Source organism: Weissella fangxianensis (assembly GCF_024718545.1).
Taxonomy (GTDB): domain Bacteria; phylum Bacillota; class Bacilli; order Lactobacillales; family Lactobacillaceae; genus Weissella; species Weissella fangxianensis.
The window spans coordinates 1-8,198 of sequence record NZ_JAMXDB010000055.1; the positions used below are offsets into that span (position 1 = coordinate 1).

Sequence of the window (8,198 nt, forward strand, 5' to 3'; positions counted from 1 at the left end):
ATGCATCTTCACAATGCTGGCTTTAAAATCATCTTGATATCGTTTCATTGGAATGCTCCTATCTTGTTTTATTAATTATGGCACAACTGTTCAGAAATTTATGTACCAAATACTAGGATAGGAGCACCCTTAGACATTTGGGACAGCACATTGAATTATGTGAAAGTGATTTGTCACTTCTTGACTAATAATTCATTTTAGAACATTCGTAAGCCTAGGCCAAAGCCATTCAAAATACCACGTTGATTTATCATAGAAATAAGCTTTGTGACAGATGTTGGAACACCTTGATGTGATTTACCGACTACTTTTGAGATTCCATCAGTAAAACGTGTTATTTCAAGGCCTTTTAGCTGATTTTTGTCTAATTTTGCCTGATAAGTACTTAAAAAAATCCCTAATTCACTGTTTTTTCCTACATCATTAATGGCTAAAACGAATTGTCTTGATAAATCTTTTTTTCTCATGTTTCGACCTTTCTTTATGTTTTATATCAATACCTTAATTCTACACCTTTGCAAATAACGATTTGTATATTAACTCTGTAAAACCTATAAATGCCGTGAAAGTGATTCATCACTAACATTTTGTGATTGATCTACCATCGTGTCTTGTAACATCCGATGCATTTGTTGTATTTCCTGTCGACTTTGTTTCGTCATCCGTTTTGCAATTTTATTTAATTTACCGACAGGTGCAGGTTTATATTGCGCCACCATTTTAGAATTTTCAGGTTGCTCATTACGTTGTTTAACCTTTTCAAAATTTCCTTTGGCCTGTTTGTGAAACTTACCATCGTTAATCTTCTGATCTGCATTAAACTGTTCATTAAATTGCCGATAAATACCATTAGCTAACTCTTTACGTAGTCGTTTATCTTGCGCTTCTGACCATTTCTCTTGGCCTTTGTGTTGATTTCCATGCGTTTCTGCCATCATGCCATCCATTTTTTGTGTAGTTGCTAGAAATTCTTGGTAATCATATTTTAATTCATGCGTCAATAACTTATCAATCAGACCATTCATTTGTCGATTAGCTGGAGCCATTCGGCTTGTATCATCCGTCACCAACGTATCAGTGTTACCAACTTTCCAACGCCCCCGTAAATCTTGTGGTAAGACATCATAGATTTTCTGCAGGTTCACCGTGTACTTGTGTGTCCGATCCAGACTTGTCAAAGAATCTTGTTTAATTTGTGTGCGATAATTTCCCACCGCTTCATAAATATTTGCCCGCTTAATTTTCGTTGCGTCTGATTCTATTTCATAACGTAATTTACTTTCAGCTTGGTGCTTTGCTTTAAAATCAATAACACCTTTTGGTTCACCATTTTTAAGTAACATACTAGGTCGCGTTTCTGGTGAAATCTTTGCGTACCAAATGTGCATGTTAAGATGGTCAGTATCTTGATGCACGGCACCAAACCAAACAACATCATCGGGACCTTGTCCTAAAGGTTGTGACCCACCTTTTTCAAATAAATCGTGCACAATATGTTGTTCAGCCCGCTTTAATTTATCTTGATCTAATTGCTTTGTTTCTGGATCATACAGATTATTCTCAACCAACCAATCACCTCGTATTGAGAAGGCCATCTCATGCAAAATATTGCCATTTTCTTGGGCCAAGTTTAGTTTATTTTCCAGGTTGTCCATCTGCTCATCGGTCATATTTAACGTGTCACTATCAAACAGAGGGTGTTCATCACCCGTAGCAGAAAAGCGAGAACTATAACCAAAACTATTACTTGTCTTCTGGGCCTGTTCAGCATCCGTTATATCTACTAACGCTTGATTATTTTCATCCATCACTTTGGAACTTTTAGCAGCATAGGTACGGACTAAATTACCAAACTGTTTACCTTCTTTCGTTGCCTGGGCAGCCGTTGTAAAATGCGTCGATAATAAGACAGCCCCGGTTTTCTTTTCACCTGTTGCAAAGTTCGCAAAACCTCCCGTTTTAGCCATGTACATTTACCCCCTGTGTTTTAGCATAGCCCGTCAATTCATCATGTACTTTTGCCAACGTTTGAAAATCTTTAGATGGAAAACGAACAACTGCACGTGCGACATATTTATGATTTGTTAATTTCAAAATTCTTGCACAAGCATGACTGCTTTGTTGGTACTGGTCCATTAATAAATGAGAAAATTGTGCGATCCAATAACTTTTTTGTTGGTACTTTTTATTAATTTCCGTTTCCTGTTCCATTGGCATGTCTTGTAATGCCGTTTGATCAGGATGTAACCAGTCTTCTTCATGTAATTTGGCCAATGCAACTTCTAAATCAAATTGATTATTAGTCATGTTTAAACTCCATTCCATCACCACGACGTCGGTGACGTTTGTTAGCGAGATCATTTTTACGACGTTTTTGATAAGCATTGTAGTCTTTTGCATACTGGCTACTTTCATCAATTTCCGACCGAATATCCGTTTGAATGACTTCATCAATTTGGCGCGCCGGTCCAAAATCTTGCATATTCTCTAAATAATCCATAGCAGCAATAAATGACGTCATTTCCTTTAAATCTGCCATCTGATTATTAATTTGGTTTAACATTGGATCGGCATCATTTATTTCATCCATACCTTTCAACAAATCACCATAAGACAACGTATTATTTTTGGGATTTAAGATTACTTGATTCACAAAAAAGTTTAATGCAAAGCGATACATACCGGCATTATTCTCACCACTAACACCTGTTTCTGGATGTTGCGCAAGCCAGGTTTTCAATGTCTTGCGATACCATACTTCTTGACGACTCGTTTTAATAGCAATTTGCCGTTTAAATAAATTTTCATCAGTTGGTTCATAGTCCAAAACTTCCGTCACGTTCATCAACCCACGTAATTCATCAGCAACGTGATCATCTAAGTTTTCGTCAGAATAGTTCTTAAACTTAGTTTGTAAATACTTCAGGCGATTTTGATTTTTACGCTTTAGTTTTTGTCGAAATTCTCTTAATGTTTGCATGGTTAATTCCCCTTATCTTGTTGTAAAGCTGTCCCGGTGTAGTAATTAATTTGCCAGCCAGGTTGACTATTAAATATATAAACATGAAACTTAATTTGATCATCGCCAACTGATTGCCCAGCCATTTCTATACCACGGGGTACTCGTTCAACATTGCGATATAACGGCGTCACCCGGTAACGGACAAAGTGCTTTGGTGACTGCTTCAAATAACTGGCTATTTGATTTTCAAATGTTTCCATCGAACCTTGATTGTCGTATTCATGTATTGCATTCATTGCGAGTGTCCCTGTCACTAAATTACGAGCATCATTATTTAATCCTGTTAGTTGATAACCAATTAAATGTGACCGGTTATAAAGATAATCTTGTTGATCGTTTTGGTTAAAGCGATACACGTGATAGCCAGGTGGTTTAACGGTCGATTTTTTTCTTTTCAAGGTTGGCATCTGTTCTTGATTCAATAAGGCATCCGCTTGTTGTGGGCGCCCTAACCAATCTCGATGCGCTAGTTTTTGCCAAGCACCTTGATTAATTTTCAATTCACTTGTTGTAAAATTAGGTTGATTATTAGTAACCGCGATAGCTTGTTGTGTTGTGAAATCTTGTGCCACTAATTTTTTCTGCTGGTCTTCATGTTGTGGTAATTTTGGTGCAGCTGTCGACTGGCTAAATTGATTAAATATACGATTCAAAATAACATCGCGCTTTACAAAAACCAGAACTGCCACAATAATCATAAAGATGATAATAAAGCGACGTAACCACCGTCGATTGTAACCGTACATCCTACCTCACTCCTTATTAACCAATGGTGTCGTCATACATATATTTAATTAACTGTTCAATACTATTTTTCAATGCAGTTAAGTCGTGAGAAATAGCATGTTGTGATTCGGTTGTGACATGCGTTAAAGTATTCAATTGTTTCGTCACATCTTGCAACGGCTCCAATAAAATTTCCGTGGCGTTTGCTTGTTCCAAATTGTTCGCAAAGTTCTCAATGACAATTTGCAGTAAAGCGTTCCGTGAAATATGATTTCGTGCTGCTTCATCATCAAGAACTTTCAAAGTATGATCTGATAAGTTACGAATAATAAATTGATTTGCCATTAAATTAAACCTCCATTACTAAGTCAGAATTCAAATTTTTTGCTATGCCTAAATAAAAATCAAAACGAATCAATAATAAATAACAGGTTAAGGGGGAATGATACCACGCTGCGATATAGTCCCGCTGTGCGGGCATTCCTTGAGATACTATCAGTTTATAAAAACTACCCTAGTGGTAACCCTCTAGCTACACCTTTGGTAACTCCCTGGCTATCCTAGTGGTAATCCTCTGGCTACACCTTTGGTAACCCCTTCATTAAGGTAAAAATATTGCGGAATTACTGTTGTTAGGCAGCAATTTCGCATCGGTTATTGTGCTAGTTTAGGTACGTTAAGTTGTCCATTTTGTTGCTTTGTTTTTTGCTTTTCTAACTGCTTGATTTTCTCCTTTTTACTATCAATTGTTGCTTTGGTATCTGAAATATTTTTCTTAAGATCCGTCATCTTTGATTGATAAGATTCAATCGTTTCGTTAGCTTGTGCTTGTTCTTTATCGGTCATATCTGGCAACTGTTGCCGTGTTGCTCGGACATTTTCGGTTTGTTCTTTGATGGCTGCTTGCCACTCTTTAATGGCTGTTCGATTTTCTTTAATCGCTTGCTTTTGTTCTTGGATATTCGTGTTTGTTTGTGCCACAACCAATTGCTTTTTGGTGAGTACTTTTCGATGTTTATTAACCGGTAACTTGTCATCATTATTAATTACAATTGTAGCTACCTGATCACTTGTTTTTGCTGGCTTTTTTGTTGAATCTGACGACTCATCAACAGCCGTCTTAATATTTTCGGTATCAATACTTTTATCCGCAAATCCAACCCGCACATCTTGAAAATTAGTTTTTAATTTTTCAAATTGCACGACCATTGTATTCGTCGAAGTGGCAATAATATGATATTCAGATTGTCCATTTTGAATGTAACGATCACCTGCAAATGACAACTTAAATCGTTTCATATTAATACCAGTTGTCAGCGTATCATCAGCGTTACCAGTAAACTTAAAATGTAACTCTAACAAACCCGTTTCATCATTAAAGACCTTCTTTGTTAACTGGACATTAGTGCCTTGATTACCAAACGCCATTGTCTGATTTAACTTAGTTGAAACGGTACTCGATGGTCGTGGCATTACCATTGAATAAATCAAAATAGCAGCGGCAATACCAAGTAAACTTAGCAATCGTAAGGTCACAGTTTTTCGTTGTTGATCATAATGATTATAGCGTCGATTATCATGCTTAATCTGTCTGTGATACCACCAACGACTAAACCAGGTAGCACCTTCTTTTAAATGCGGTTTTTCACTGTATTTCACCTTAACATGCTGCATTTTAACCTCCTATCTAATCTCTAAATCATCAGCAACTAAACCGGCCAAACCTTGTAAAACATCTTCGTCTGATTCATCATTTGCAATCACCGTTTCATCTTCAGTTACGACAGATTTATCATGGTTACCAGTCGCCAAAGGCATGAATGAAGTAATCACATTTGTCGTTTGATATTTAGACTGACCGTCGGTCGTTTGATAGTGGCTACTTTGTATATTAAAGTGCAATTCAATCGGCATACCCTTCTGATTAGCATATTGAGATAGCATCTCTGCCGTTTTGCCAAAGGCCACATAATAAATAAAATCTGTTTGCGATTTTTGACTTAAATAACGTTTAACTGCTAACCCCAAACGTACCATTTTTATATCTTTGTGCTCACCAACTGTTTGTAGATCAAATTCTTTTAAAAGTCGTCCCACATGAATATTTGTTTGCATTGTTAATTCCTCCTCTTAACCAGTTATTCATCAAAAAGTGTCCGAATGATAGGGTAGTCAGCTGGCAATTTTGCAGCTAAATACTGTTCTAAATTTTGTTGTGTTTTTTGTACACGTAACAAGTCATTTTGTTGAATAATATGACCATTTGCAACTTGTTTTTCAACGACAAATAAATGTGTATTTGCTGCTACCACTACCTGTCCAATTAGTATCTCACTTTCATCAAGCAAGCTGACAAAATGTCCCACATCACTCAAACCATGTTCTGTTAATTGTTTCGCCAAATAAATATGTTGTCTCTTTGAAACCACTATCTGCTGCGTAAATAAATCTAATTGTTCCCACATAACCTACCCCCACAACGGTTTAGTGATCCGGTTGTACTAATTGATTAAAAGGCACCCCAGTCCGATTAATTTCTTGCTGGACTTGTACCAAAACTTGTTCTTCAATTCGATAAATCCAAATCGCTTGTTGTTGAATAACTAATTGCCCTTTTTCGGACAAAATCAAACGATTTAACCCGGCCATTGAATCAGCACTTAATAAAATATGTTGCCGCTGCCAATCCACTGCAATGTACTGAAAATCCATCTCCTTTACCTCCGCCCTCTAACTGTTTCAATTACAATTAAATCCTGTAATCTATTCCCTGCTCGTAACCCCACTATAATTTCAGACCAAGCCGTTTTAGATAACCGCCCTAGCCAAAAAATTTCTGCTTTTTGTGCTTGCATTGCTAATACCTGCTTATGTAAATCTGCCTGTGTCTCAGCAAATGCTTTAATGGTTGAAAAAGTCCCATCAAACGCTACATATATATAATTTGTTGTATCGTGCGGCACACGATTTATTGTTTTTAATTGATCAATTGCTAACATCATTTTTCTCCCGTTCTATCCAAACAATGGATAACAAAACGACATTATTTCATGTAGTTATTAATCAATAGACCAGTGCCTAACAACTCAACAACAACGCGTAGCGTTAGTTAGGAGAGTTCGCCCTTGAGCGAGCTATTCCAACAAAACACTAACTGCGATCAGAGTGATCAAAATCACTGTTTTGTCGTCCAATTACAAGAATTGGCACACGTTTAAAGCCAGCACTGCCCAGCTACAATCACAACGTCATTTCGAGTTAAAAGGTCGAATTATGAACTAAGCACCATGAACCAAATTGTGACTGCCGTGTGACGCCATTTTCAGTACGTCCACCCTGACCTTTTGACGCATTTGTCTGGTTGTCACCACCAGTAGTTATCAATTACACCACATTACTTTAAACGTTCGCTACGACGTTCTCTGGCACCTTTTTGACGACGTGTAGGCGATACGGACCCCTTATTTGCTTATACAAGTTACGACGTCGCATTTTGTAACTGCTTAAAGCCATCTTGGTATAGTCAAAAAACTCTACTATACCCCCTCTGTGGCTCTTAGTAACGTCTTTTAACACCAGGTTATGACTTTTAATATGCGCTCATTTCATTCATAACTTCACATGATATGTCATAATATGTTATACTGATGTATACATTAGGTTTGGTGCTAAAAAACGTCGCACTAAAACCAGCTCATTTTCTTCATTTTTTGAAAATGATACTTGTACTTTCTGTTTTAAAAAGTATTGCAGTACTAATCGCAACAGAGGGTAATTTATTAAGTTTTGGAAGATCAATAACAGTTGATAACATCGGTCATTTGGTAGATGAGATGTTATCTTCAGTTATTGATCTTTTTATTCATCATCACTAAACCAACGTGCAATGACTTCATCCGTCGACATATCAAGGGCTCGTGCAATTAATGCTAAATTTTTAATGCGTGGATTTCCTTGATCATATTCAATACGTTGAAAGCTTGCGTATGGAATATTTGCTGCTCTAGCTGCATCACCCATCCGGTAATGATGCAATTTCCGCCAAGCTTTAACTGCTTGCCCCAAGGTTTCCTTATCTTTATAATTCATCAATTCTCACCTCCTCACTCTTTAATATCGATAATGGAAATTCTAGTTAAAAAATTAACCGAACTAGCCGGTATTTAGAAACTAAAAAAGCCTCCTTGTTGAACAAGAAGGTCTTCACTGTCAGTTATTATAGGTTCAAATTTGAACCTAATTTTTTTACTGGCAGCAAGAGAATAAATCCTATTAAATCAAGGACTTAGCACCTCTTGTTGCCTTTAATATATATGTAATACTTCAAGTATTTGACGCAACATTGTTTTTATTACTGTTTTTTGTATGTACTGTAAACGTTATCACACCAGTTTTACCGGCATTTTTTTACATTTTTATAACAAAATTCATTTTAGCAAAAATTTTTGTC

At 36.7% G+C, this 8,198-nt stretch carries 12 protein-coding genes; all 12 read right to left on the reverse strand.

Going from position 1 to position 8,198, the window contains the following annotated elements:
• Positions 1-197 precede the first annotated feature (197 nt).
• On the reverse strand, positions 198-467 hold the full coding sequence (locus NGR58_RS09535; protein WP_258089275.1) for a hypothetical protein: 270 nt from the start codon (positions 465-467) through the stop codon (positions 198-200).
• Between the two features lie 84 nt (positions 468-551).
• Positions 552-1,967: a MobP2 family relaxase gene (gene mobP2 / locus NGR58_RS09540; protein WP_258089276.1), complete on the reverse strand. Its 1,416-nt coding sequence runs from the start codon at positions 1,965-1,967 to the stop codon at positions 552-554.
• Positions 1,960-2,307 carry a hypothetical protein gene (locus NGR58_RS09545; protein WP_258089277.1) on the reverse strand — a complete coding sequence of 116 codons (348 nt, stop codon included), beginning with the start codon at positions 2,305-2,307 and terminating at the stop codon, positions 1,960-1,962. Before NGR58_RS09545 ends, mobP2 begins: the two co-directional genes overlap by 8 nt.
• Complete coding sequence (locus NGR58_RS09550; RefSeq protein ID WP_258089278.1) at positions 2,300-2,980, reverse strand: hypothetical protein; 681 nt, start codon at positions 2,978-2,980, stop codon at positions 2,300-2,302. Before NGR58_RS09550 ends, NGR58_RS09545 begins: the two co-directional genes overlap by 8 nt.
• Positions 2,981-2,982: 2 nt before the next feature.
• Positions 2,983-3,768, reverse strand: a complete 786-nt coding sequence (locus NGR58_RS09555) for a DNA/RNA non-specific endonuclease (RefSeq protein WP_258089279.1) — start codon at positions 3,766-3,768, stop codon at positions 2,983-2,985.
• A gap of 16 nt (positions 3,769-3,784) precedes the next feature.
• Positions 3,785-4,093, reverse strand: coding sequence for a hypothetical protein (locus NGR58_RS09560; protein ID WP_258089280.1), 309 nt, complete (start codon positions 4,091-4,093; stop codon positions 3,785-3,787).
• Positions 4,094-4,402: 309 nt separating this feature from the next.
• The gene (locus NGR58_RS09565; protein WP_258089281.1) at positions 4,403-5,422 is read right to left on the reverse strand and encodes a coiled-coil domain-containing protein; all 1,020 of its coding nucleotides are present in this window, start codon (positions 5,420-5,422) and stop codon (positions 4,403-4,405) included.
• Positions 5,423-5,431: 9 nt separating this feature from the next.
• Positions 5,432-5,863: a single-stranded DNA-binding protein gene (locus NGR58_RS09570; protein ID WP_063067365.1), complete on the reverse strand. Its 432-nt coding sequence runs from the start codon at positions 5,861-5,863 to the stop codon at positions 5,432-5,434.
• A gap of 23 nt (positions 5,864-5,886) precedes the next feature.
• Positions 5,887-6,213 (reverse strand): hypothetical protein, encoded by a 327-nt coding sequence (locus tag NGR58_RS09575; protein ID WP_258089282.1) that lies wholly within the window; start codon positions 6,211-6,213, stop codon positions 5,887-5,889.
• 19 nt (positions 6,214-6,232) lie between these two features.
• Positions 6,233-6,460, reverse strand: a complete 228-nt coding sequence (locus NGR58_RS09580; RefSeq protein WP_258089283.1) for a hypothetical protein — start codon at positions 6,458-6,460, stop codon at positions 6,233-6,235.
• A gap of 5 nt (positions 6,461-6,465) precedes the next feature.
• The gene (locus NGR58_RS09585; protein WP_258089284.1) at positions 6,466-6,747 is read right to left on the reverse strand and encodes a hypothetical protein; all 282 of its coding nucleotides are present in this window, start codon (positions 6,745-6,747) and stop codon (positions 6,466-6,468) included.
• Between the two features lie 859 nt (positions 6,748-7,606).
• Complete coding sequence (locus NGR58_RS09590; protein WP_258089285.1) at positions 7,607-7,837, reverse strand: helix-turn-helix domain-containing protein; 231 nt, start codon at positions 7,835-7,837, stop codon at positions 7,607-7,609.
• Positions 7,838-8,198: the final 361 nt, after the last annotated feature.